Genomic DNA, 26,328 nt, shown 5'->3' with positions numbered 1-26,328 from the left:
AGGGTTGATAAGTGGTCGGGTATTATATACGGACAGTACTCACCTAAAAGCAAATGCCAATAAAGGCAAAGCACGTAATGAGCAGCGTATTGTTGAGCCCAGTCAATATATTGATGCGCTTAATCAAGCCATCAACGCAGAAAGAGAATTAAACGGAAAAAAGTCTTAAAGCCATCGACGGTAGAGAAATACAAGGAGGTTAAAGTCAGTACAACAGATCCAGACAGTGGCTTTATGCATCGGGAAGGCAAGCCTAAAGGATTCTTCTACTTAGATCACCGAACGGTTGATGGCAAACATAATTTAATTACCGATACCTATGTCACAGCTGGAAATATCCATGATTCCCAGCCTTACATGGCTCGATTAAAACGCCAGTTAGAGCGGTTTGGCTTTAATCCGGTTGGTGTCGGTCTTGATGCGGGTTATTTTACGGCTCCCATTTGCCATTTACTGCTGGCAGAGCAGATATATCCGGTGTTGGGTTATCGCCGCCCCACCCATGGTGCGAATCCCATCAGAAAAAAGCAGTTTATCTATAACAGTCAAAACGATACTTATACTTGCCCAAACGGGCAAACATTAATATATAAAACTACCAGCAGGGAAGGTTATCGTCATTATCATTCTGATGCAACAACCTGCAAAATCTGTCCGTTATTGTCACAGTGTACACAGAGTAAAAATACACAGAAAGTCATCACACGGCATATCTGGGAAGCAGATAAAGAGATAGCCAACGAAATTCGTTTAAGTCAGTGGGGTAAAAAAGTCTATGCTCGGCGAAAAGAAACCATAGAGCGCAGCTTTGCTGATGCTAAACAACACCACGGACATCGCTATGCAAGATTTAGAGGAAGAGCACAGGTTCAAATGCAGTGTTTATTGGCCGCAACAGCTCAAAATATCAAGAAAATAGCGATAAAGCTATTTTTGTTACGTTTTTTTAGGCTATTTTTTAATTTATTTAATAAAATCCAAATTAAAAATCCTATTTATGGTTTAAATAAAAAAATAAACCCCGAATTATATCGAGGTTTGTCATCAATCTGAAACCTCGATATTATTCGAGGTTTTCTAATAATTATATATTGCTATTGTATATTCAAATACTAATAGCTTATTTTATCCCATACTCAGCCCGATAAGCTTCAACTTGTGTGACTTGATCTTTTCGTGACGGATCTTGGTAAAGGTATTGGATTAAATCATCAAGCGTAATAATTGAAATAACATTACAATGATAAGTTTGTTTAATTTCTTGAATTGCGGAAAGTTCACCACGACCTTTTTCTTGACGGTCTAGACAAATCAGTACGCCAGCGAGTTTAGATTGGTTATCTTCTAATATTCTCATCGATTCCCGAATTGCGGTACCGGCGGTAATAACATCATCAACCAGCATAACGCGTTGCTGATAGATCGAACTACCTACTAAGTTACCACCTTCACCGTGGTCTTTGGCTTCTTTGCGGTTAAAGCAATAAGGCACATCGATATTATGATGTTCAGAGAGTGCAACAACGGTTGATGAAACAATAGGAATACCTTTATAAGCTGGGCCAAAAATGACATCGTATTCTAAGTTGGCATCCATGAGAGCAGCTGCGTAAAAACGACCTAATAAAGCTAGATCTTTACCGGTATTAAACAATCCTGCATTAAAAAAATAGGGGCTTTTGCGTCCTGATTTTAAGGTGAATTCACCAAATTTTAATGCTTGCCTATTTAAAGCAAATTCAATAAATTCACTTTTATATGATTTCATCGATTTTCTCCAATTAATCGTTTAAGGCCTGTTTTTGAGCTTCAATAATTGTTGCGATGCCATTTTTTGCTAGCGCTAACAGTTTTAATAATTCGTCATGACTAAATGGTTCGCCTTCGGCAGTGCCTTGCACTTCAATCATACGTCCATCGTCAGTCATCACAACATTCATATCGGTTTGTGCGTTTGAATCTTCTATGTATTCTAAATCACAGACCGCTTGACCATCGACAATGCCGACAGAAACAGCAGCAACCAATGATTTAATTGGATTTTGCTTTATTTTACCCTCTGCAACCATTTTGTTGATTGCATCATTAAGCGCCACACAAGCACCAGTAATTGATGCCGTTCGAGTGCCACCATCGGCTTGAATGACATCGCAATCTAATGTGATGGTGTATTCGCCTAATAATTTAAGGTCAATCATGGCGCGTAATGAACGAGCAATAAGGCGTTGAATTTCCATAGTACGACCGGTTTGTTTGCCTTTAGCCGCTTCGCGCTGGGTGCGTGAATGAGTTGCACGCGGTAGCATGCCATATTCAGCTGTTACCCAACCTTGATTTTGGCCTTTTAAAAAACGTGGCACACTTTCATCAACAGTGGCATTACACAGTACTTTAGTTTCACCAAACTCAACTAATACAGAACCTTCTGCATGCTTAGTATAATGACGGGTTATTTTGATTGGGCGGACTTGTTCCGCAGATCGACCAGACGGGCGCATGCAATTCTCCAACTGTTACAATTAAAAATATCTTTTTGAACTAATTATTTAGGAGGACATCAACAAGATATGGTTGATGTTTAGCCTAAGCTAAGAGCATATTATACAGAATATGTGGTACAATGCCCAGTAAGTTTTTTACAAATTTAGGAAGCTATTATGATTTCCAGCATGACTGCCTATTCACGAAAAGAGTTAAATCAACCGTGGGGAACTGCCTCGTGGGAACTGCGTTCTGTTAACCAACGTTATTTAGAAACCTATATTCGCCTGCCAGAGCAGTTTCGCTCACTTGAACCGATAATCCGCGAAAGATTGCGCAATCGATTAACTCGAGGCAAAATTGAGTGTAATTTACGTTTTGAGCTAGATCCTGCTGGGCAACATCAAGAACTCTTGTTAAATAAAGATTTGGCTAAACAAATACTTAATGCAGCAAGTTGGGTACAATCCGAGCATCAATCAGGGCAAACCAACCCTATTGATGTGTTACGTTGGCCGGGGGTTTTATTGGCTAAAGAGCAAAATCTGGATGCGATTTCCCAAGAAATTATAGCCTTATTAGATAGTGCGATTGATGATTTTATTACCGTGCGTGAGCGTGAGGGTAAAGCGCTTAGCGATTTGATTGTTAAACGCTTAGAAGCTATTACTGTCGAAGTTAATAAGATTCGCAATTACATGCCTCAAATACTTGAGTGGCAAAAAGAACGCTTAAAAAGTAAATTAGCTGAAGCTAATATTGAACTTGATCATTCGCGTTTAGAGCAAGAAATAGTGATGGTTGCACAGCGAATTGATGTTGCCGAAGAGCTTGATCGTTTAATGACGCATGTTAAAGAAACTTACTCAATCTTAAAGAAAAACGAAGCAATAGGTCGTAGGTTGGATTTTATGATGCAAGAATTTAATCGGGAATCGAATACTATAGCCTCTAAATCAATTAATTCGGATGTAACAGCAAGTGCAATCGAACTTAAAGTACTCATTGAACAAATTAGAGAGCAAGTACAAAACATTGAATAATGACTTGATTAATGAGTCGATATCTTGGTAGTCTAGCGGTTGTATTAGCTTCTATTTTGTGGGGGACAACCGGCACTGTAGCCACGTTTGCTCCCTCACTTTCTTCATTGTTTATTGGCGCCGTTGCAATGGGGATTGGTGGGATTTTGCAGTGTGTTTTAGCTGTCCCTAAAATCATTAACGAGCGTGATTTGTTAACCCAGTATAGCTATTTTCTTATTGTCGGTGCCATTGCCGTAATGATTTATCCTTTAGCTTTTTATTCCTCAATGCGATTATCGGGTGTGACAATTGGTACGGTTGTATCTATTGGCTCGGCGCCGATTCTCTCAGCTATAATTGAATATGTGAACGGTGACTTTCGCTTAACTAAACGCTGGTTAATTGGCGCAACGTTTGGCATTTTAGGGATGATACTACTGTCATTTTCAGAAAATAATTTAACAACCGTTCAAAATAATCACATCATCATTGGTGTTTTACTTGGTTTAATTGCTGGATTTACTTATGCTTTATACTCCTGGTCAGCGCGTCAGTTAATGTTGAAAGGAATATCAACTAAGTCAGCCATGGGGGCAACTTTTGGATGTGGAGGCGTATTATTAATACCCATCATGGTGCTAACTGGTTTTGGTGTATGTGATTCATTAACGAATATGACAGTTTGTGTCTATATAGCATTAGTCCCTATGTTTGTAGGATATCTTTGTTATGGATTTGGCTTATCAAAAATATCCGCTAGTACCGCAACAACTATCACTCTGCTTGAGCCTGTAATAGCGGCAGTTTTAGCAATTTTGGTAGTAGGCGAAACATTGCCTTTAATGGGGTGTATCGGTATTTTCTTTATTCTTATTTGTCTTGCTTTAATAACGATTGATATAAACAAGTAAGTTATCAAAAAACAAGGATATGCAAGCAAGGCATTACACTTCTCATTTTTTATTACTTATCGTTAAAAAATATTCTCTACTTATTTTTAAGTTAAACGGGTATTGATAAAATTTAAACTAAAAAAACACAATGGTAATATAAATATGCCAATATTATGATGAAAGATAAAAGTTTGAAAAAATTATTAATCAAAGGGTTACTAATTCTATTTTTAGCCGGTTTTGTCAATGCTGACACCAATAATACCTCACTAAAAAACTTACCGATTGATGATGCCATTAAATTGGCTACTGACGCCAATAATGCAAAAGCCCAATAAAATTAGGTTAAATGCAATAAAGCTTATGAAGTCTTAATTTTGGTTTACGCATCAATAAAAACATATATTATTGATATTTGTTAAATTATAATTATTTTGATGAATTAAAACATCAACCCCAACAATATAATAGATATTACAATAAGAGGAAAGAATAATGAAAAAACTATTAACTACAGGCTTACTATTTATACTTTTAGCTGGTTTTGCTAATGCTGATACTGATAAAACTTCGCTAAAAGACTTACCATTTGATGAAGTGATGAAAATGGCAACCGAAAAAAATGATGCAAAAGCGCAGTATGATTTGGGTGTTCGATATGATCGCGGCGAAGGAGTTGAACAAGACTATGCTAAAGCAAGAGAATGGTATGAAAAATCAGCTGCTCAAGGTTATGCGAGTGCTCAATCTAATTTAGGTGTTTATTACGATTATGGTACGGGTGTTGAGCAAGATTATGTGAAAGCAAAAGAGTGGTACGAAAAAGCAGCCGCTCAAAATGATGATTACGCTCAATATAATTTAGGTATCTTATACAGTGAAGGGCGAGGAGTAGAAAAAGATGTGTCTAAAGCCAGAGAACTATTTGAAAAATCTGCGAAACAAGGTCTTGCCAATGCGCAATATAATTTAGCTATTATGTACTTACAAGGCGAGGGTGTAAAAAAAGATATAGTTACAGCAAAAGAATGGCTCGAAAAAGCCGCTATACAAGGTGTGCCACAAGCACAATTTAATTTGGGTGTCATGTATGAAAATGGTCAAGTTGTAAAAAAAGATCATAAAAAAGCCATGGAATGGATTGAAAAAGCGTGTAAAAACGGAGTTAATCATCCATTTTGTAACTAAAGTGTACTTTTAACCTGCAATACCAATAAAACTCGATTAAACGCAAAAAGGGGGAAATGAACTACCCCCTCTTTTGTTAATGTTATATTAAAATAATTCTAATTAGCTGCTGTGTGGATTCTTGTTCTGATTGATTTAAAATACCAAACAAGTACAGTCAAAGCGATACCAGCAGATAATAAATCCGCGATGGGTGATGAAGCCCAAACGCCATTAAGCCCAAAGAATAATGGCAAAATATAGAGTGTTGGCAATAAGATGAGGATCTGCCTTGAAAGGCTGAGTAAAATTGATACTTTTGCCATACCAATGCATTGGAAAAAGCTGGTTGTCACCATTTGAAAACCAATAAAAGCAAAAGAAAGCGTGGTATAGCGTAGTGCAATGGCTGATATTGAAATTAAATCCTCGTCAGCACTAAATGCGCGGACTAAAATATCCGGAATAAAAAATCCAAGAATAAAGCCAATACTTGTGATCACGGTGGCTACCTTAACGGCATAGAAAAAAGTGGTTTTGACACGCGAATAGTTTTTTGCCCCATAATTATAACCAATAATTGGTTGCATACCTTGATTGATGCCAATCACAATCATAATCACTAATGTGATTAATCGGTTGGCATTGGAATAGCCCGCAATAGCATCATCACTCGACACGTTAGATAGTGGTGCATAATGTACTAATTGCCAGTTGATAAAAACAACCACAATAGAGGCCGCAACTTGCATGGCGAATGGCGACATACCGATTGATATAATCGATTTAATATAGGTCAAGTTAAGGGTAAAATTGCGTCGATATAGCTTAATATTACTGTTTTTGCTGATAAAGTGTTGCATAACAAATAAGAAGCTAATAAACATAGATAACGTGGTTGCAAAAGCCGCTCCACGCATTCCCCAGCCTAAACCAATAATAAATATAGGTGCCAAAATAATATTGGCAATGACACTAATAAACATGGTAACCATTGCTTTAAATGGATAACCGCTGGCGCGCATCATATTGTTATAATTAAACGTTAATGTAATAAAAATACTACCAGGTAAAAAAACCTCTAAAAATTCGCGGGCATATACATGATTAGTCGCGCTCGATCCGACAAAATGTAAAACGGGATCGACAAAATAGAGCAATAACGCCAAAGTTAAGCCACTTAAAACGGCAGTTAACATAAACGATGTGCCAGCGATTTTTTCGGCTTTGTCGTTTTCACCTCGCCCTAAAAAAATCGAAATTCGACTAGCAGAGCCAATGCCTACCAGCATACCAATGCCTGCGGTTAGATTCATAACTGGCAAAATAATACCAGCACCGCTCAATGCTTCACGACCAATCCAATGGCCAATAAATATACCATCAATAATGTTATATAATGTATTTACAATTGTGCCAATCACGGCTGGTAGCGCATATTGCCAAAATAATGAACTGATTTTTTTATTTTTAAAATCGTTATAAACATCAAGAGAGTGAGCCATTGCTTTTATTTTTCCGCTGTTAAATATTGTAAAGAAGTTTCAGGTAACTACACGTTTTAGTATAAAAAGAGCATAATCGCTATTCAAATTAGCCATGATATGTTCATGTCTGCTGTTTGGTATATTATCAAAATAATAACCGCAGTTTGCGATTTTTACTTATTTCTTAATTTTGAATAATGATAACTTATAGCGGTTACTCAAACTTGTCTATCGTCATTACGAGATATTAAATCTTGTCAAAAAGTTTCAGGTAACTATACGTTTCAGTATAAAAGATCGTTATTATTTACACCCGCTATAATACACTTGTCTTTATCTGTTGAGAATATAGCCAAAATAATAAACGGGTTTGCTACTTTTATTTATGCTTAAATTTTTATGATTATAGTTTATAGCGACGATCCAAATGGTATGCAAATTTTGTCAAAAAGTTTCAGATAGCTATACGTTTCAGTATAAATTTAAGGCAATTTAACTGCGCTAGTTTAGCAGACTGGCAAATTGTTAATAGCACTTTTTTAGCGCTTTGATAAAATAACGCTCTTAGATTACTGCGATCCAATAGGAACCTCACAATGAGCGTACAAATAGAAAAGATCATACTGCATAAATTAATTCGAAAAAGCGACACCGAAATCGAATTACAACTTCGTGAATCAATGTTAGGCAACGAGCAAGCGGTTATTAATTTAATCGAAGATATCAATCGGATCTACAACAACAAAAGCAAAGCCTATGGACTGTTTAATCGTGACAGCTTATTTGAACAATCACTAAAAGAACTACGCCTTGGCAATCAAGACTTCTTACATTTTAGCCAAGAATCCACCAAACAACTGCGTAACGAATTGGCTAAATACCCTTTTGCGGAAGGTGGAACGGTAGTATTTTGCCAGTACCGTTATTTGGCAGTTGAATACTTGATTATTGCGGTTTTAAATAGTTGTTTAAGTATGCTAGTTAATGAAGACTTAGATATCAGCGAAACGCAATACCTAGACATTGATCACGCCGATATTATTGCCCGTATAGACATCACCGAATGGGAAACCCAAGCCGACTCAAAGCGATATTTGACCTTTTTAAAAGGACGAGTAGGGCGAAAAGTATCTGACTTTTTTATGGACTATTTAGGTGCAAGTGAGGGATTAGATGCAAAAGCGCAAAATAAAACGCTGGTCAAAGCGGTTGATGATTACTGTCAAGAAATGCAATTTGACAAACAAGACAAAACCAGCGCGCGCGAAAACGTTTATAACTACTGTCAAGCCCAATTACAAGCAGGCGAAGAAATTGAACTGAAAAATTTGGCCAACGAACTACCAGCCAGTGTTGACAATAACTTTATTGAATTTATTAAAAATAGTGAATATGATTTAGAAGAAACCTTTCCCGTTGATCGCAGTGCACTGCGTCAGCTTAAAAAATTCTCAGGTAGTGGTGGGGGATTAACATTAAGCTTCGATTCGAATTTATTAGGGGAGCGCATTAAGTGGGATCCGCAAACTGACTCTCTAGTGATTAAAGGGGTTCCACCTAATTTACGTGATCAGCTACAACGCAATAGCGGTTCCAACTAATTATCAACCAACAACGTTATTAGGACACAACATGAAATACATTGGTGCACATGTAAGTGCAGCAGGTGGGGTAGACAATGCCCCAATTAACGCCTATCAAATTGGCGCAACCGCATTTGCGCTATTTACCAAAAATCAACGACAATGGCACGCCAAACCGCTTGAGCCCACAATCATCGACAGCTTCAAAAAACGTTGCGAAAGGTATGGCTTTACTAGCAAACAGATCTTACCGCACGATAGTTACTTAATTAATTTAGGCCATCCAGATCGAGAACAGCTCGAAAAATCTCGCACTGCCTTTTTAGACGAAATGCAACGGTGCGAACAGCTAGGACTGACATTACTTAATTTTCACCCAGGTAGTGACTTAAAACAGATTTCGGTTGATGAATGTTTATCGCGCATTGCCGAATCGATTAATATCACGCTTGATAAAACACAAAATGTGGTTGCTGTTATTGAAAATACTGCGGGGCAAGGATCTAACTTAGGCTATAAATTTGAACATCTTGCCCAGATCATTGACCAAGTTGAAGACAAAAGCCGAGTTGGCGTTTGTATTGACACTTGCCACGCCTTCGCTGCTGGCTATGACTTGCGTACTGAAAAAGCCTGCCAAGAAACCTTTGCCGAATTTGAAAAAATTGTAGGTTTTCAATACTTGCGAGGCATGCATTTAAACGACGCCAAAAGCGAATTTGCCAGCCATGTCGATCGTCATCATAGCCTAGGCAAAGGCAATATTGGCGAAGCTGCCTTTAAATATATTATGCAAGATCCAAGAATTGATGAAATTCCCCTTATTTTAGAAACCATTGATCCCGATATCTGGGCGCAAGAAATTGTATGGTTAAAGGAGCAATGTCAATAGCTATTAAAGCTTTACAAGGATATATAAGAAAGATTATTTTACAATAATAAACAAATAGTTAAACTATAGCTAAAATAATATATTGCAACACTTTTAGTGTATTTAATCGTAACACCTTTTGTTATCGGTGATGTGGATACAATTAAAAATAACACAATTGATGACCGTAAAGGTTGGTTAACTGATAGCTTTACTCTACGTAGTATTTTGACCAAATTCGGTTACCAACCAAACAATATCGAAGATGGGGCATGCTTTTATGGTTATTATAAACACTTTTGCGATAATCAATTTTATATTAACATTGAGTTTAGCGGCAGCTATGTACCCGAAAAAAACATTCCTGTGGTGCTTTACCATGTTAGTTTCAGACAAAAGCAGGATTGGCACTATCATACTATAGAACTTAGCAAAGTTCCTTGTGTGTTACTTGCTGAAGGTTATGCTGATTATATGGCTGTTGCTAAAGCATGTAGCGGATTTGATCCAGAATGAGAGAAGAAAGGAATATGAAAAAAATAAATGAATTATCATCACAACAATTAATTACCACTATATTTGACCCAGTAAAAGAACTGGATAAAACCATGCCAACGCGCATTACTCAATATATCTTACAGGGTGATGAACTAAATGTATTAGTTGATTTAAATCAATTGTGTCAGTCTTCAAACACGGCTACTAAACTTTATGAGTTACTTCGAAGACCTTGTGACCTTCGTCATACAGATATTTGTGACAAACCCAATTCATCCGAAAAGGCAAGAATGGCCTTTTATCAGCGTTGGACTGATGATTATACTTTTGAACAGATAATCCGTTTTGCACGAGTTTTAACGGCGTTATGTGGTAATTTACGTTTTATTAAACTAATTACACCAGAGTTACCCTCTTGGTTTTTATATCTGTTATATGATGGATTGATTACTACGTTACCGATTTGTTGTGACAATGAAGATCGGATTGATGAGCGAAAAAATTGGTCAATTAAACAATTACATGAGTTGTTAGAGATTGAGGAATCAGGATTAGGTAAAAAGTTATTATTTGCTATTTTTGACCGCCAAAATATTACATATCGCAGCTGTTTTCAATATTTCTTTATGATTAATGGTCTATTACCTTATGTTATTGAGCATATCGAATTATTCAAACAATTACCGAATCAAGATATTGCGATATTAGGGCAAGTCGAACAATTAAAATATATTCGAAAGCATCCTGAACTACAAATGCCACTGATTGATTTTATTGCTGTGCAGTCATTAAATAGCTCCAAACAAGTCAATCAGCTAGCAACTGAAATGTTACTTAGTTCCCCTGTCGAAATAGTAAAGCCCCATTTACAACGTTTGCTAACTGCTGGCACAGTTAAGCAGCGTAGTCATGCTGCCGCATTACAGGCTAGAATATCCTCTGATCCGACAATCTTACAACAAGCATTGACTAACGAAACCAACAAAACGGTCATAGCTGCGATCGAGAGTGCTTTATCACGACTTGAAAGTGCAAATACAGCCGAACAACAAGCAACTTTGATAATTCCTGATTTTGAGCCAATCGATGATGCTGATTTACCCATTATTGCTCGTGATATTTTGCAGCAAAATTATGAAGAACATTTAATAGAAAGTGAAAAAGCGGCACAAAAAGAAGTTGAAGATAACAAAAAATATAACCTTCCATACAATTGGGCAAGAAAATACTATAAAACGTTAAAAACGATTACCTCACAGGATTTAGATGATGTCTATCACTATTTAAATGGTAAGATTGAATATTCGGCGTTACTCAAAAAAATCAATAAAAATATCGATATTACATTTTTATTAGCCAAAAAAAGGTTACAGAATCTACCTGAATTTACGCTTTTTCATCTATTACGAGCGACTCAATTAGCTGATAAAGATACAGGCGTTTATTATTTCGAAAGATTATATGAAAAAAATGAATTTATAAAAAAATTAGATCTTAGACAAATTGCTGATGTATTAGTAAAAATCAATTATTCTCAGTATGTGCCCTATGTCGTTGCTGTGCCATTTTTAACCAAAGATACCTATCACGATGTCTATGAAAATGAACCACACAAATTATGGCCATTTTTTGCTGAAAACGAATTTTTGCTTGATGAGGCCTTAGGTTTTGCTCCCAAACAAGAAGCCTGGTCTTATCTTAATGTTGATGTAGAAAGTACCATTAAAATATTACAAACTTTCCCAAATATTCCAACTAAATATGTTGCTTATCTATTTGAATTAGCTTTGGGCGAAAGTAAACAAGTACGCTATGCCGCACAAAACGCTTTAAGTGTGATTACTAATATTCATTGCCAAGTTGAACAAGCTTTAACATCAGCAAAGCAAGAGGTGCGAATTGCCGCCGCTAATTGGTTAGCAGAGTTAGGACAAAAATCTTCAATTAAAGCATTAAATAATGCCTTAAAAAAAGAAAAACGCGAAACTGTACAAGCTGTTTTATTAGTTGCTTTAGAAAAATTAGGCGAAGATATTAGTCAACATCTAACCGTTAAAAAACTATTAACCGATGCACAAAAAGGCTTAAAAGGTAAAAAACCTGCTGATTTTGACTGGTTTGATAAAAATCTAATTCCACCATTAACATGGAAAAATGGTGATGCAGTTGATCCTCAAATTATTGAATGGTGGGCGTGGTTAGCGGTCAAATTAAAAGATCCAGCTAATCCATTGTTAATTATTTATAGTCGCTTATTAAGTCAGCAAAGCCAACAGCAATTAGGCGAATTTATTTTACAAAGCTTTATTAAGCAAGATACGCGAATGCCAACGGTGGAAGATGCCGAAGCAAAAGCAAATTCATTAGCCGATAAGCGATTGCAGCGATATATTGGCTACTACCAGCAATACCCTCAATACTACCCTAGTTATGCCAATATTACTTTTGAACAAGTATTTGAAGAGATAAAAAAAGAGGCTTTGGCAGTCTATCTTGGTTCAGCCATTAAAGCGAAAGGATTATTAGCATTAACCAGTGGTATTAAAGGTCACATTGCAGTTTCGTTATTACGTAGTTTTATGAAAGATCATCAACAACGACGAGCGCAAATTGAAGCGATGCTTGAACCGCTTGCTCAAAGTGATGATCCGTTGATCACGCAACTCTTGCTATCGCTTGCCCGCCGTTATCGTGCTGCATCTGTACAAGAAAAAGCCCGCTTATTGGTAGAAAGTATTGCAGAACGCAATGGCTGGACTACTGATGAACTAGCTGATCGCACCATATCTACCGCAGGGCTAGATGATAATGGTGTGTTAACCCTTGATTATGGTGAACGCACCTTTACGGCTACTTTTGATGATAAGTTTAAATGGCATTTAAAAAATGCAGATGGTGACGAAATTAAATCCTTACCAGAAGCCCGAAAAAGCGAAGATCAAGCTTTAGTGAAAGAGGCGAAAAAACAGTTTTCCAATAGTAAAAAAGAACTAACTCAATTGCTCAATATGCAAATTACCCGCTTTTATGAAGCTATGTGTACACAGCGTCAATGGCGGGTAGAGGATTGGCAAAAATACCTACAGCCACATCCTATCGTAGGACGGCTTATTCAACGTTTAATCTGGCTTGAATTAGATGAAAATGGACAGATAGTAAATAGCTTTAGACCAACTGAGGATGGTAGCTTAATTACAACTGAAGATGAAGAAATAGAACTCAATGAAGGTAATCGCATTACTCTTGCCCATTCTGCTGTGTTGCCAAGTGATATCACAGTAAAATGGCAAGATCACCTTAAAGATTACAAAGTCTCCGAGCTATTTGATCAATTGACTCATTCATTACCAGATATGAGTAAAGTTAAAGATGACATTATTGATGAACGTCTAGGTTGGGTAACTGATAGTTTCACGATACGTGGTATTTTAACCAAATTGGATTATAAGCGTGATAATGTTGAAGATGCGGGTTGTTTTTATGGTTATTATAAGTATTTTGCTAGTCTTAACCTGTATATTAATATTGAGTTTAGTGGCAGCATGGTACCAGAAGAAAATATCCCAGTTGCGCTTTTTGACCTCTATTTTAGTAAAAAGCCGGGCTTAAAAGATAGAGCAATAGCACTCAATAAATTGCCGCCAGTGTTACTCGCTGAAGGTTATGCTAACTATATGGCGGTTGCAAATGCGTGTAGTGGCTTTGATCCTGATTGGGAGGATAAGTTAATATGGTAAAGGATAACGTTGAGAGTAATGAGCGCAATTTATTAGCGTGTTTTGAGATTTTGCGGGGATTAGATAAATTGATTCCTGAGCGCATTTGTAAATATATTTTACAAGGTCAAGATCCTCTAGTTTTAGAGGATTTAAATCAATTATCGCAAACGTATAATGGTGAGAAGCGAGTTTATGGACGTCTAGGCTTTCCTGGTGCGACTAATATCATTTATTATTTCACTGAGAAAAAACAGCCAATAAAAGCAAGAGCGCTATTTTATCAACAATGGACGGATAACTATACGCCAGAACAGATCATTCGTTTTGGTAAGGTATTGGCAGCAACCTATATTGAAAATATGCGGCAAAGTCGCGTTTATTCAGAACAAAAAAATATTGATGTGATCACGCCAAATTTACCATTATGGTTTTTATATCTATTTTTAGATGGATTGGTTTCAACTTTGTTTAGTTATAATCAAAGTGCTGAACAAATTATTCTTGAACGTCAAAATTGGTCTGTTCAACAATTACATCAATTGCTTGAAATAGAACAAAAAGGGCTAGGGAAACAGTTATTATTTGCTATTTTTGATCGTCAACAAACACCAGAATCTTATTTAGAGTATTTTCATTATGTGTTTATGATTAATGGTTTATTGCCCTATATCTATGAACATCTTGAATGGTTTAAAGCCTTGCCTGAACAAGGTCTTTCTAGATTAGGACAATTACACCAATTACAATATATTGCTAATCAAGACAAACTTAAACAAGATGTGATTGATTTGCTTGTAAAACAATCAACAAGTAATATAAAAGCAATCAGTGAATTGGCAACAACCTTATTACTGAGTTTACCTATTGACATAATACAAGCTGAATTACAAGTTTTATTAGATCAAGGAACGCCTAAGCAACGTTGCCATGCGATAAACTTATTAGTTAGAGTATCTGTTAATCGCAAGATTTTAGAAGAAGCATTAACTCGTCAGACCAATAAAACCGTAATAAAAACCATTGAAGGGGCTTTATCACGATTAAGTGGCAATGAGGATGCTAAACAGCAAGAAATCGAATTAATTATTCCTCCTTTTGAATCGATCGTTGAAGTTGATTTACCTTCTAAAGCGCGAGATATTTTGCAACAAAACTACCAAGAAATATTAGTTCAACAGCAAAAGAAAGCAGAACAGGAAATTCAATATAACCAAGAATATGGTTACAAAATTACATCTGAACAACAGCGTTATGCGCAATTAAAAACAATTACTGTTAGTGATTTAGATGCGATTTTTGATTGTTTAAATGGTAAAGGTGATATCGATCAGGCGGATACAAAAAACAAATTAATTTATGAAGTTATTTTGAATAAAGGCCGTTTGCCATCGTTGCCCGAATTTAATCTTTACCACTTATTACGTGCGGAAAAAATTTGTCATCATGAGCCTAATTCCTTTCATTTAGGTTTAAGTTTTTCTCATCATGAAATCTTGTTACGTACTGACTTACGCCAGTTAGTTGAAGTAATGAATAAAATAGATTATGTGCCAGATGCGAAGCGTACCATCGCTGCCGCATTTTTAATGAATTATTATTATGAAGCCACAACTGAAGTCGATCCTAATTTAATTTGGCCATTTTTTGCCGAAAATTCCGTTTATCTTGATGAAGCATTAGGACTATTGCCAAGTCAAGAAGTGCAAAACAGTGGTTATTTTTTTGAGAAAGAACGAGGGATAAAAATATTAACCTTTTTCCCGAAGTTACCCGCTAAATATGTGACTTATCTGCTTGAACTGGCATTAGGTGAAACTCAATCATTACGTTTATTATCGCAAAAAGCATTAAGTGTGTTGCTTGATATTCATTGTCGAGTGGAAGAGGCATTGATGTCAACCAAACAAGCTCAGCGTATTTTAGCTGCCAAGTGGTTAGTAAAATTAGGACAGAAATCATCAATTAAAGCACTAAATAATGCGCTAAACAAAGAGAAATCTGAATCTGTACAAGCAACGTTATTAGCTGCGCTTGAAAGTTTAGGTGAAAATATAAACCAGTATTTAACGCCAACGAAATTACTTGATGATGCACAAAAAGGCTTAGCGGGCAAAAAACCAGCAGATGCTAAATGGCTTGATGAAAGCTTAATTCCAGCTTTAACTTGGCAAAGTGGTAAGGTGGTTGACCCTCAAATTATTACTTGGTGGATTTGGCTTGCGGTAAAATTAAAAGAGCCTGCTAATCCCTTATTAATTATTTATACCCGCCTTTTAAGCCTCAAAAGTCAACACGAATTAGGGGTATTTATTTTACACGCTTTTATTAAGCAAGACACACTAACGCCAACACTTGAAGAAGCCGAAATAGAAGCAAAATTAAAAGCAAAACAGCGTTGGAAAGATTATTTAGATTATGCAAAGCGTTATCCCGAATATTATGGTCAATATGAAAATATGACTTTAAACGAAGCTTTCGAAATGATAAAGCAAGAGGTGCTTGCCCGCTTAGTGGGTTCAGCCATTAAATCAAAAGGTGTATTATCACTAATTGGTGGCATACAAGGTAATACTGCTGTATCGATAATAAAAAACTATATTAAAAATTACCAAATCAGGCGTGGTCAAATTGAAGCTATGCTGGAATCAATAGCTGTTAGTGACGATCCGCTGATTATTCAATTTTTATTATCAATTGCACGTCGTTATCGAACGCCGTCCGTGCAAAAAAAGGCAAAATTATTGATTAACCAAATTGCTGAGCAAAAACAGTGGACGGCTGATGAACTGGCTGATCGCACCATTCCAACCGCAGGTTTAGATGAATCAGGCGTATTGAGCCTAGATTATGGTGAGCGAATTTTTACAGCCACATTAGATGATAAATTTAAATTTGTATTAAAAAACGCCGAAGGTAAAGAAATTAAAACACTACCCGAAGCAAGAAAATCTGAAGATGAAACATTAGTCAAAGAAGCAAAAAAACAATTTAGTAATAGCAAAAAAGCACTGAAACAATTGCTTGAATTACAAACAGCTCGCCTATACGAAGCCATGTGTTTACAACGTCGTTGGTCTGTTTTAGCATGGCAAGAATATCTCTATAGCCATCCTATTATGCGTCTATTAATTCAACGTTTAGTGTGGCTTGAGGTGAATGAAGCAGGGGGCATTATAAAGAGTTTTCGCCCAACCGAAGATGGCAGTTTAATTGATTTAAATGATGATGAGATTACGCTTAGTAAAGAAAACGATATTACTGTTGCACATAGTGCATTGTTAACTGACGAAGTAGTGAAAACATGGCAAAAACATCTTACAGATTACAAAGTTCCGCCAATACTTACACAGTTTAACCATTCTTTGCCTGATGTTAGCCATATTGAAGAAAATATTATTGATGATCGTAAAGGGTGGTTAACAGACAGTTTTACTATACGAAATATATTGATTAAACAAGGGTATAAACGAGACGACATAGAAGACGGTGCTTGCTTTTACGGCTATTATAAATATTTTAGTGAGCTTGAGCTTTATATCAATATTGAATTTAGTGGTAGCTATGTGCCAGAAGAGAATATTCCTGCTGTACTTTACAATCTATATTTTAGTAAAAAGCAGGGTGGAAGCTGCAATGCAATTGATATCAACGATGTGCCGCCAGTATTACTAGCAGAAGCTTATGCGGATTATATGGCTGTTGCTAATGCCTCAAGCGGTTTTGACCCAGAGTGGGAGAAGAAAGGATTATGGTAAAACACACACAAACCATTCGCTTAAGCGCAGAACAACGTTATGCTAACGAGTTAAATAAGTTACTGAAATTGGATAGTCATAACAATAAACCCCACGGTTGGCAGTTATCACCAAAATCGGTACGAACGTTTATTTTGGGCAATGAGGAGATCGGCATCAGCCGTAAATTTTTTGGCGACGATCCCCTTGTTGATCGAGCGATAGTCTCTTTGCTTGGTAAACAAGGATTAATGTTAGTTGGCGAACCAGGTACGGCTAAATCGATGTTATCTGAACTGCTAGCTGCTGCAATCAGTGGTGATTCAAACCTAACTATTCAAGGCACGGCAGGGACAAGTGAAGATCATCTCAGATATTCTTGGAATTATGCTTTATTATTAGCCGAAGGGCCAACCGAACGAGCATTGGTTGGTTCGCCAATTTACCACGGTATGCAGCAAGGTAAAATTGTGCGTTTTGAAGAGATCACACGTTGTCCACCCGAAATTCAAGACGTGCTTGTGTCCTTGATGTCAGAAAAGCAAATGATGATTCCCGAAATGGGGCAGCATGCTAAAATTAGCGCTCGACCAGGTTTTAATCTTATTGGTACGGCAAATTTAAAAGATCGCGGTGTACATGAGATGTCAGCCGCATTAAAACGTCGTTTCAATTTTGAAACCGTTAATCCAATTACCGATAAAAATTTTGAAATAGAATTAATTCAAATGCAACTCAATCAGGAATTAGGCGAACTAAAATCGCAAATAATCATTCCAGTCGATGTCATTGAACTATTAGTAACAACCTTTCAAGAGTTAAGACAAGGACAAACGCAAGCAGGCACCAAGCTAAAAACACCAGATGCGGTGATGTCGACAGCAGAAGCTGTCAATATTGTTTATGCCTCAGCATTAGATGCTTATTATTTTGATGAGGGTACCTTAGAGGGTAAGCATATTGCTAAACAGCTTATTGGCGTTGTTTTAAAAGATAATGCTGATGATATTAAACGCATTCAATTCTATATGGATAATGTGGTGCGTGAACGAGCCAAAAACTCATCTGTATGGCATTCATTTTATCAGGTTTCTAAAAAATTCTGGAAATAATAAATAGATAATCATTATGGGAAGCTCACCATTACCACAACGTCTACAAAATGCTTTGAGATGTCGAGATGCATTACAACAAGTGCAGATCTATTTTGCTCCAGTGCGCCATCATAGTCCTGCTTGTAGTTATGCTTTGCGGCAGTTGATCACGCAAATTAAGCCGACTCATGTGTTGATTGAAGCACCTACTAGCTTTTCAGCAATACTTGAGGAATTACTAAATCATAAGACAGAGCCACCCATTGCTATACTTTGTCAAACAGATCTTCAAATAGACCAAGTCGTTCTTGAGACGAATGATGAATATGAAGAAAATGATACGGCGAACATGCTATCGCATCAAATTACTCGCTCCGCATTTTATCCATTTTGTAGTTACTCCCCAGAGTGGCAAGCAATGCAATTGGCAAAACAATACAATGCAAAGATTCAATTTATTGATCTGCCTTGGGCAGAACAAGTGACTCAAGAATTTATACCATCGCAGAGCAAATCATTACTTTCTGAAACCTATCTAAAGCATAGTCAATACATTACTCAGTTGGCTAAGAAATTACATTGTCGTGATCATGACGAAGTGTGGGAACATTTATTCGAATTAAGAAATTTTACCGATCTTGCTGATTGGCAAACATTTTTTGAAGATACTTTTATTTGGTGTGCAATGGCGAGGCTTGATTACGATTCATCATCACTTGAAGCAGAAGGATCAAGCCAACGAGAACAGCATATGTTAACCGCAATTGGGCGATTAAAAAAATTGACACCCGATGCGAAAATTGTGGTTGTGACAGGTGGATTTCATACGCTAGCATTATTTGAAGGATTATGGCAAAACAAGCTTGTTTTACCGAAAAAATCCGATATTACCCGATTTAATCGACAGCAAAAAAGTGGCGACCGGGATCGAGCTTGGCTTATTCGTTATAGTTTTGATCGTCTTGATGCATTAAATGGTTATACAGCAGGGATGAACTCTCCTGCTTATTATCAAGAATCTTGGCAATCGATGTTGGCTTATGAACAAACCCCTAACCAGTCACAAACAACCCAATGTTATCGAAAAACACAAGTAATTAATTTTTTATCGATTATTGCTGATAAACTAAGAAAAAAGCAAAATTGTAGTGATGCAATTGGTTTTATCCCTTTAAAGTCGGCGATTGAACAAGCCTGTTTATTAGCTGAACTTCGAGGTCATTATGGTCCAGGTCGTTATGATCTGCTTGATGGTATTCAATCTGCTTTTATCAAAGGAAGTATTCACGATGTACGCAGTGATTTTTGGCAAATAGTTTATCGTAGCTTATCAGGAAATCAATTAGGACAAATTCCTAATGATATAGCCTCACCACCACTTGTTAATGAAGTTTATTTAACACTTAAAAAATACCGTTTTAAGCTCGACGACACATTGCCTAAAACTACCCATATTGATATTTACCGTAACCCAGAACATCGGCAACGAAGTCGATTTTTACACCTACTTGCCTTTTTGGACGTTGGATTTGCTAATCGTCTTGACGGACCCAATTATCAATATGGTACGCGATTAACTATTATGTTCGAAGATTGGCAATATTTATGGACACCGATGGTTGAAGCTAGGTTAATTGAGCTGTCAGAGCAAGGCACGCAACTTGAACAGATTGCTATACAAAAACTACAACAGTCAATAGAGCAATTAACCGAAGATGGAATGGCACAATCTTGTTTGTGTGCAGTAAAAGGGGTGATACAAGCGGCGTTAATGGGATTACAAACCTATTTCTCTCAATTATTAGTGAAATTATCATCATTCTTAGACGTTGACAATAATTTATTGTCATTAGTGGTTTGTGGGCATCGTTTACTCTATTTGTGGCAAGGTCGGGACTTTTTAGCGCTTAATGCTAGCTCAACCTTGCTAGCATTGCTAGCTAAAGTGCCACAGCAAGCCTTTTTCTTACTTGATACATTAAAACAATCCGATACAGAGCAACAGCAAGAAAATTTAAAAACATTATTATTATTTAGAAATCTAATCAATAATCTGCCAGATCAGCTAGATGTGAAAAAGTTGAAACAGGATTTTTACCTTAATTTACATCGTTTACAACCGCGATTAAGCGAGGCGTCATTGATTCGGGGCGCTATTGATAGTATTGCTTATTTGGACTGTCAAATTAGCCAATCAGAACTTGATCATAAAATAAAAATGGCTTTTGAGTTAGGATCTCAATATGAACAGGCAAGTAGCTATTTTATGGGGATAATGCAATGTGCACCCGAATTAATTATCCACTCTTCACAATTATTAACAAGCCTTGATGAATTATTAGCGCATTGGAAACAAGAGCAATTTATCGAAATACTTCCTGATTTACGACTTGCATTTACGCAACTCACACCGAAACAAAATGCAATAATTGCCGAAAAAATTTCTAAAAAATATCATGCTGAACAAGAAGATATGAGTATTGAGCAATATAAATTTAGTGACGAAGACTTACAAAAATCACTTTCTTTGGAATTATCTGTCACCCAACATATTGAGCAACAACAGCTACAAAATTGGTTTAAACAGTAAGGATTTAGCATGAGCGACAATAAAAAAATCATTGATATCAAAAATGTTAATCATGTTAAGCGCTGGCGATTAATATTAGGAAAATATGCTGATGAACATCTTAATCAGGCAACATTTAACCAACATGATCATAACTTAGAACAATCATTAAATTATCTTTATCAGAATGAATACCGTAAGCGAGGTTTAAAAATAGGTGATGAAGATAATAGGGATAGCGTTAGAAAAAAGATTTCACCGGGTGGCAATGAAAATTCTGTATTTAACACAGTAAATTGGCTCAATAAAACGCGAAAACTGTTTCCTAAAAGTACGTTTGAACGCATGCAACAGCAGGCGATTGCCCGTTATCAACTGCAAGGAATTTTAAACGATCCTAATGTTATTAAAGCGTTAGAGCCGAATTTGAATTCTGTGCGTTTATTAATGAATTTAAGAGGGCAATTAAAAAGTGAAGTCTATTTGGCAGTTAAAGAGCTGATTCAAAGCGTTGTTGATGAGATTTTACAACAAATCAAATCCAATTTTGTTAATGCCTTGATAGGTAAAAAGAATCGATTTCGTCGTTCCAAAATACGTTGTAACCAAAATTTTGACTGGCGTGCAACAATTAAGGCTAATTTGAAACATTTTGATCAACAAAAACGGCAAATGATTATTGAAAATGCGATTTTTAACTCTCGTGCAAACAAACAATTACCTTGGGATATTATTTTATGTGTTGATCAAAGCGCCTCAATGGATAGTTCAATTATCTATTCTGCTGTTTGTGCTAGCATTATGGTCAAATTACCATCTGTTAACTTACATCTATTTGTTTTTGACACTCAAATTGTTGATCTTTCTCACTTAGCCCATGATCCTGTGGAAGTTTTAATGACTGTCCAGTTAGGTGGTGGAACTGATATTGCCAAAGCGCTTAATTATGCTGAACAAAAAATTAAAAATCCGCAACGAACTATTGTGGTATTAATCAGTGATTTTTGTGAGGGAGGAGCATTAATTCACCTTTATACAACTGTTTCAAGAATGAACAGCAATCGAGTCAAAATGTTAGGTTTAGCGGCGCTAGATGATAATGCTGATCCTGTTTATGATTTGCAAATATCACAGCAATTAGCTAACCGTGGTATGCAAATTGCGGCATTAACACCAGAACATTTTGCTGCTTGGTTAGCGGAGGTTATGCAATGAGTTGGCAACATATTTATTTAAATTATGATCAAGAGGCATTGGCACTTTATGCCAATATTGGTTTAGTTCGCCGTGCGCGTAAAGATATCGAGGCTAATAAAGTTACATTAGTTGAAAAAAACAATGAAGATTATTTAGAATTCGAAGCGGATGGTCAGCAAGTCAGGTTATCAGCTCAAGGCATTCAGGCCGCAAGTTGCAATTGTCCCGCTCACGGGCATTGTAAGCACATTATATCGGCTGTTTTATGGCTACAATCAAATGCTTCATTGTTAGAACATCCTATTACCGATAGCAATAACATCGATGATGAAAATCAAATTAAGCCGTTAGATCAATCCAATGATGCGTATAAATCTGATAATAAAATAAGTATAAAACAGCTTGAAACAATAAGACCTTTAGCTAACGTGTTAACGGAATTATTGTCATTAGATGCCTTCAAACTTTTAAAAAAAGCCGGCAAAACCAATATTTTTAAAGCTTATCAATTTGCGTATAGATGGCAAAAAAATCATTTAGTTACGATAGAATACCAAGATTCACAAATACGAATCATTGTACCAGAAAGCGATACACCTATTATTTATATGGCAGGTACTGGCTTTGATGGAATGATTTCAACTTTCTGTACAAACCAAAAAATGGCAATACATTTAGCTGCTATTGCTTATCTATTTGAAAAAAATAACAAAACATGGCCGTGGCCAATAGAATGTCAACAAAGCATAACACATGAAAGTGATCAGCTTTCTGCTGATGAAATTACGCTCATTAAACAGATTCAACAGCATATTTGTAAACTTATCAATCAAGGTTTATCTCATGTGAGTAATAATCAAGCTGAACAGCTACAATTACTCAATATGTCAGCAAGATCGCAAGGGTTACCTCGTTTGGCTGCAATGCTTCGGCATCTTTGTCAATTGGTTGAGTTACTTGCCAAGCGGCACTTTGCGGTTGAAGAACAAGATATACTTCTTTTTTTAGGGCAGATACAAGCCTATACCGAAATGCTATTACATCATCAGGGTGAACAACTTTTCAAATTGCGAGGTCGAATAAAACGCCAATATAAAACAGAATCACACCCCCTTGAGCTATTACCATTAGGTGGGCGTTGGTGGCAAAGTAAAACAGGTGCCATTGGTGCAACTTTCTACTTTTGGGATAGTGAAAAACAACAATACCAAGAAACCACATTAGCCAGAGCCTATAAAAACGATATCAATTTTAATCGCACAATGATTTGGAACAGTATGTCAATATGGCAAACATTTCCTTATATGTTGATGCAAAAAGCAATAAAACTTCATCAACCTCGTGTATCTGATACTGGCGAATTGGCAATTCATGGTTCAACGGTTACTTTACAAGAAACAGCATGGAGTGATGAAAATTACTATGATTTTAGATCAAAAGCAGGCTTTGAAAATTGGTCAATACTGAGCGACTATTTACAAGATAATCATTTAGATGATTCACCTCTTAATGAGATGTTAATTCTTCATATAGCCAGCTCAAATAAACCTTATTTAGATGAAATTCGACAAAATTTAGTTTGGAAAGTGCTTGATAATGATGGAAATAGCCTGTTTTTATGCATCTTTTGGAATGAATATGAAAAATTACGTATTGATGTTCTAACAAGTTTTTTAGAAACTAACAATCAACCCTTAACCGTGTTTGCTAACTGTTTAAAAAATTACAACTTTTTGGATTTAGAGCCTTTTGCATTACTTTACAAGGATCAACTAACAGAAGAAATCAAAACATTAAGCCTTGACTTTGAAGATTTCTGGTATAAAAACAAAAAATCTATCTCTAAACAAAAATCTATCACAAAGACTTATTTAGCACATAAACAGCAGCTAGGTGAAAATCATTATATGAAAGATTCACTTTCAACCTTAATTATTCAACCACTTTTAACAATACTTGAGAGTATGGTGTGTTCAGGAAGACTCGAATTATTCGCTGATCAAAAACAGCAATTAATTGCGATCCAATATGATTGTGATACTTTAGGATTAAACACATTAAGTACCGTTTTAAATAAAATTCTCAGTCAACAACAAATAGCGGTAACACATATCTTACAAGCAGTTTACTTATGTTATCTTTTAAAAAAGACAAACTACCAATTACCAATACAACTGAAGGATTTATGATATAAATTCCTTATCGTTATTACATAACTCTGGTAGAAAATAATATTGCGTATTTTTGCGTTTAATATTCAGTATAGCGTTATTTTTTTATGCTAAATAGGGTTTTTAAATGTTATAAGACTAATATTCCAGTGTGATCGTAATGTTAAATCGTTTGATACTATAAATAATACAAAATTAGAATTATTTTAAAGGATAACAAGTACTAATAAGATTTGTTAACAGGTTTTTAAGGGTTATATTTAATATGCATAACAAAACAAGGGTATATGATCATGCCTAATATTATTTTGAGCGATACTACTGCAAGTATCAGTGAATTAAAAAAAAATCCAATGGCAACTGTAAATGCAGGACAAGGTTTACCAGTTGCAATATTAAATAGAAATCAACCATCACCATTAACTTACAAATACACAAAATTTAGAATGGGGTCTTATTTCTTTATGATATAGACGCCATATCACTTGTCAGTGATAAGGCATTAATTTTGTTGTTTCTGTATATTTATTACAGCTTTTCTTTTTTAATTTCAGTAAAAAAAAATTACTCCTTGAGCTGATAGAAGATAGCATCAATCATGGCAACGCGACCATTCCAAGCTTGTTTTTCTTCTTTTTTTCTTGAATCATCAGGGCAGCTAGATGACCACCACACCGAATCAATAATTCGTGCTATAATTTGTTCCCAATATGTTTCAAGGTCGATCTTTTGAGGTATACCAAAATCTTTGCATAATGCTGGACGATTTTGCCCATCTAAACACACAAAGTAATCAGGGCGCTTCATTGCTAATAATCTACTTGCAATGCCAATCCCACATTTACCAGCAGGAAATGCCTGCTTAAATATTTTAATAAATTGATTGTAGTTAGCTTCATTTACGGGACCTGTCAATGGTATACAATTAAGGGCATTTGATATGTTAGGATCATTATTATTTATTTTGCTATGAAATACTCCTGCACCAACCATGCTACCAAACCATTTCCACTCAATTTCTGAACCATCATCTATTAAGCCTGCCACTTGCTTTCGTTGTAATTTAGTAAAACTAGAGAAGATTTGTTTTTCTGTGAAGTAATTATTAATCTTTTGCAGAACTTCAATCCGCTCAGAAAATGAATAATCTTTTTCATTTATTGTGCCACGTATTTTTTTATAATATTCATCCCATTGTAGTGAAAGAATATTTGACTTTATCATACTTTTTTTACTTTTATATCCACCATAAACATTCTTTAGACTATCTAGTTTAGTTTTATTTTTCTTCCATATGTTTGTGTATTTAGTTATTTCTATTTCAGTCATTTCTTCTGCATATTCCCAATAACTATCAATGGTTTCCAATATGTCAGTAAATATCTTTTCAGAGCCTTGATCATTACTTGTGATATGAATCATTATTTCATCATTTTTTGTTAATGCTGCCTGTGTAAAATTAGCACTACCAATTAGACATTCCCAATTGCCATTTTCATCTGAAAATAAATACACTTTAGGGTGGAAAATTTTATCAGTTTTCAATATGAATTTTACATTCCTATGGCTCGCAAAGATTTTAATGAAATCTGGGTGAGTTTGATAAAAATGGGTTCCAACTACCATTTTAGTTATGTGTCTTTTATTGTCTAATAATTTAGATGCAGCGTTTGAATTCATTGATGCCCAAGCTGTGGCTATATAATAATTGGTATATTTCCCCATTAATTCAACTAATTTATTATCAATATAAGCTGGTTTAGTAATAATTTTCATTTATTTTTCTCCAATTTATTGATTGATTTACAGTCAGCTTTCAGGGAGTTTGTTAAAACACTT

General features: G+C 35.8%; 17 protein-coding genes and 2 pseudogenes. 15 read left to right on the top strand and 4 right to left on the bottom strand.

Annotated features, from left to right (window positions below; translation table 11 throughout):
- Positions 1-1,053: pseudogene (locus A9G24_RS09040) on the top strand (IS1182 family transposase); the annotation flags it as partial.
- Between the two features lie 67 nt (positions 1,054-1,120).
- On the opposite strand, the gene pyrE reads toward A9G24_RS09040, so the two are convergent.
- Positions 1,121-1,768: an orotate phosphoribosyltransferase gene (gene pyrE / locus A9G24_RS09035; protein ID WP_065638720.1), complete on the bottom strand. Its 648-nt coding sequence runs from the start codon at positions 1,766-1,768 to the stop codon at positions 1,121-1,123.
- Positions 1,769-1,781: 13 nt separating this feature from the next.
- On the bottom strand, positions 1,782-2,498 hold the full coding sequence (gene rph / locus A9G24_RS09030) for a ribonuclease PH (protein WP_065638719.1): 717 nt from the start codon (positions 2,496-2,498) through the stop codon (positions 1,782-1,784).
- A gap of 159 nt (positions 2,499-2,657) precedes the next feature.
- On the opposite strand from rph, the gene A9G24_RS09025 reads away from it, so the two are divergent.
- From A9G24_RS09025 to A9G24_RS09015, 4 genes are all read left to right on the top strand, one after another.
- Positions 2,658-3,524 (top strand): YicC/YloC family endoribonuclease, encoded by an 867-nt coding sequence (locus tag A9G24_RS09025; protein WP_065638718.1) that lies wholly within the window; start codon positions 2,658-2,660, stop codon positions 3,522-3,524.
- 11 nt (positions 3,525-3,535) lie between these two features.
- On the top strand, positions 3,536-4,417 hold the full coding sequence (locus tag A9G24_RS09020; RefSeq protein ID WP_065638717.1) for a DMT family transporter: 882 nt from the start codon (positions 3,536-3,538) through the stop codon (positions 4,415-4,417).
- Between the two features lie 173 nt (positions 4,418-4,590).
- Positions 4,591-4,737 (top strand): hypothetical protein, encoded by a 147-nt coding sequence (locus tag A9G24_RS12885; RefSeq protein WP_176700874.1) that lies wholly within the window; start codon positions 4,591-4,593, stop codon positions 4,735-4,737.
- Between the two features lie 157 nt (positions 4,738-4,894).
- On the top strand, positions 4,895-5,587 hold the full coding sequence (locus A9G24_RS09015) for a tetratricopeptide repeat protein (RefSeq protein ID WP_065638716.1): 693 nt from the start codon (positions 4,895-4,897) through the stop codon (positions 5,585-5,587).
- 98 nt (positions 5,588-5,685) lie between these two features.
- Here A9G24_RS09015 and A9G24_RS09010 read toward each other — a convergent pair whose 3' ends face one another.
- A complete protein-coding gene (locus tag A9G24_RS09010) occupies positions 5,686-7,071 on the bottom strand; it encodes an MATE family efflux transporter (RefSeq protein ID WP_065638715.1) in 1,386 nt (461 codons plus the stop codon).
- Positions 7,072-7,649: 578 nt separating this feature from the next.
- Here A9G24_RS09010 and yejK point away from each other — a divergent pair.
- The 10 genes and pseudogenes from yejK to A9G24_RS08960 all read left to right on the top strand — a co-directional run.
- A complete protein-coding gene (gene yejK / locus A9G24_RS09005) occupies positions 7,650-8,654 on the top strand; it encodes a nucleoid-associated protein YejK (RefSeq protein WP_065638714.1) in 1,005 nt (334 codons plus the stop codon).
- Positions 8,655-8,685: 31 nt separating this feature from the next.
- Positions 8,686-9,528, top strand: coding sequence for a deoxyribonuclease IV (gene nfo, locus A9G24_RS09000; RefSeq protein ID WP_065638713.1), 843 nt, complete (start codon positions 8,686-8,688; stop codon positions 9,526-9,528).
- A gap of 96 nt (positions 9,529-9,624) precedes the next feature.
- Positions 9,625-10,023, top strand: coding sequence for a hypothetical protein (locus A9G24_RS08995; RefSeq protein ID WP_065638712.1), 399 nt, complete (start codon positions 9,625-9,627; stop codon positions 10,021-10,023).
- A 14-nt stretch (positions 10,024-10,037) separates the two neighbouring features.
- Complete coding sequence (locus tag A9G24_RS08990; RefSeq protein WP_176701186.1) at positions 10,038-13,742, top strand: DUF4132 domain-containing protein; 3,705 nt, start codon at positions 10,038-10,040, stop codon at positions 13,740-13,742.
- The gene (locus A9G24_RS08985) at positions 13,736-17,479 is read left to right on the top strand and encodes a DUF4132 domain-containing protein (protein ID WP_065638710.1); all 3,744 of its coding nucleotides are present in this window, start codon (positions 13,736-13,738) and stop codon (positions 17,477-17,479) included. The genes A9G24_RS08990 and A9G24_RS08985 overlap by 7 nt, the downstream gene beginning before the upstream one ends.
- Entirely contained in the window at positions 17,473-18,570 is a 1,098-nt protein-coding gene (locus tag A9G24_RS08980) for an ATP-binding protein (protein ID WP_065638709.1), read from the top strand. The genes A9G24_RS08985 and A9G24_RS08980 overlap by 7 nt, the downstream gene beginning before the upstream one ends.
- Before the next feature lie 16 nt (positions 18,571-18,586).
- Complete coding sequence (locus A9G24_RS08975) at positions 18,587-21,142, top strand: DUF5682 family protein (protein ID WP_081303144.1); 2,556 nt, start codon at positions 18,587-18,589, stop codon at positions 21,140-21,142.
- Positions 21,143-21,151: 9 nt separating this feature from the next.
- Positions 21,152-22,336 carry a VWA domain-containing protein gene (locus A9G24_RS08970; protein ID WP_065638707.1) on the top strand — a complete coding sequence of 395 codons (1,185 nt, stop codon included), beginning with the start codon at positions 21,152-21,154 and terminating at the stop codon, positions 22,334-22,336.
- Complete coding sequence (locus A9G24_RS08965) at positions 22,333-24,507, top strand: hypothetical protein (protein WP_065638706.1); 2,175 nt, start codon at positions 22,333-22,335, stop codon at positions 24,505-24,507. The genes A9G24_RS08970 and A9G24_RS08965 overlap by 4 nt, the downstream gene beginning before the upstream one ends.
- Positions 24,508-24,782: 275 nt before the next feature.
- Positions 24,783-24,905 (top strand): annotated as a pseudogene (locus A9G24_RS08960) (type II toxin-antitoxin system Phd/YefM family antitoxin); the annotation flags it as partial.
- Between the two features lie 148 nt (positions 24,906-25,053).
- Here A9G24_RS08960 and A9G24_RS08955 read toward each other — a convergent pair.
- Entirely contained in the window at positions 25,054-26,265 is a 1,212-nt protein-coding gene (locus tag A9G24_RS08955) for a phospholipase D family protein (RefSeq protein WP_065638705.1), read from the bottom strand.
- Between the last annotated feature and the right edge of the window lie 63 nt (positions 26,266-26,328).

The organism is Gilliamella sp. App6-5 (genome assembly GCF_001690525.1).
Taxonomy (GTDB): Bacteria; Pseudomonadota; Gammaproteobacteria; order Enterobacterales; family Orbaceae; genus Gilliamella; species Gilliamella apicola_H.
The sequence above is the reverse complement of the archived record's forward strand: the minus strand, read 5'-3'. Positions and strand labels throughout refer to the sequence as shown.

Coding starts and splice junctions, on each gene's coding strand:
- pyrE (WP_065638720.1), bottom strand. CDS start 1,768: ATGAAATCATATAAAAGTGAATTTATTGAATTTGCTTTAAATAGGCAA.
- rph (WP_065638719.1), bottom strand. CDS start 2,498: ATGCGCCCGTCTGGTCGATCTGCGGAACAAGTCCGCCCAATCAAAATA.
- A9G24_RS09025 (WP_065638718.1), top strand. CDS start 2,658: ATGATTTCCAGCATGACTGCCTATTCACGAAAAGAGTTAAATCAACCG.
- A9G24_RS09020 (WP_065638717.1), top strand. CDS start 3,536: ATGAGTCGATATCTTGGTAGTCTAGCGGTTGTATTAGCTTCTATTTTG.
- A9G24_RS09015 (WP_065638716.1), top strand. CDS start 4,895: ATGAAAAAACTATTAACTACAGGCTTACTATTTATACTTTTAGCTGGT.
- A9G24_RS09010 (WP_065638715.1), bottom strand. CDS start 7,071: ATGGCTCACTCTCTTGATGTTTATAACGATTTTAAAAATAAAAAAATC.
- yejK (WP_065638714.1), top strand. CDS start 7,650: ATGAGCGTACAAATAGAAAAGATCATACTGCATAAATTAATTCGAAAA.
- nfo (WP_065638713.1), top strand. CDS start 8,686: ATGAAATACATTGGTGCACATGTAAGTGCAGCAGGTGGGGTAGACAAT.
- A9G24_RS08990 (WP_176701186.1), top strand. CDS start 10,038: ATGAAAAAAATAAATGAATTATCATCACAACAATTAATTACCACTATA.
- A9G24_RS08985 (WP_065638710.1), top strand. CDS start 13,736: ATGGTAAAGGATAACGTTGAGAGTAATGAGCGCAATTTATTAGCGTGT.
- A9G24_RS08980 (WP_065638709.1), top strand. CDS start 17,473: ATGGTAAAACACACACAAACCATTCGCTTAAGCGCAGAACAACGTTAT.
- A9G24_RS08975 (WP_081303144.1), top strand. CDS start 18,587: ATGGGAAGCTCACCATTACCACAACGTCTACAAAATGCTTTGAGATGT.
- A9G24_RS08970 (WP_065638707.1), top strand. CDS start 21,152: ATGAGCGACAATAAAAAAATCATTGATATCAAAAATGTTAATCATGTT.
- A9G24_RS08965 (WP_065638706.1), top strand. CDS start 22,333: ATGAGTTGGCAACATATTTATTTAAATTATGATCAAGAGGCATTGGCA.
- A9G24_RS08955 (WP_065638705.1), bottom strand. CDS start 26,265: ATGAAAATTATTACTAAACCAGCTTATATTGATAATAAATTAGTTGAA.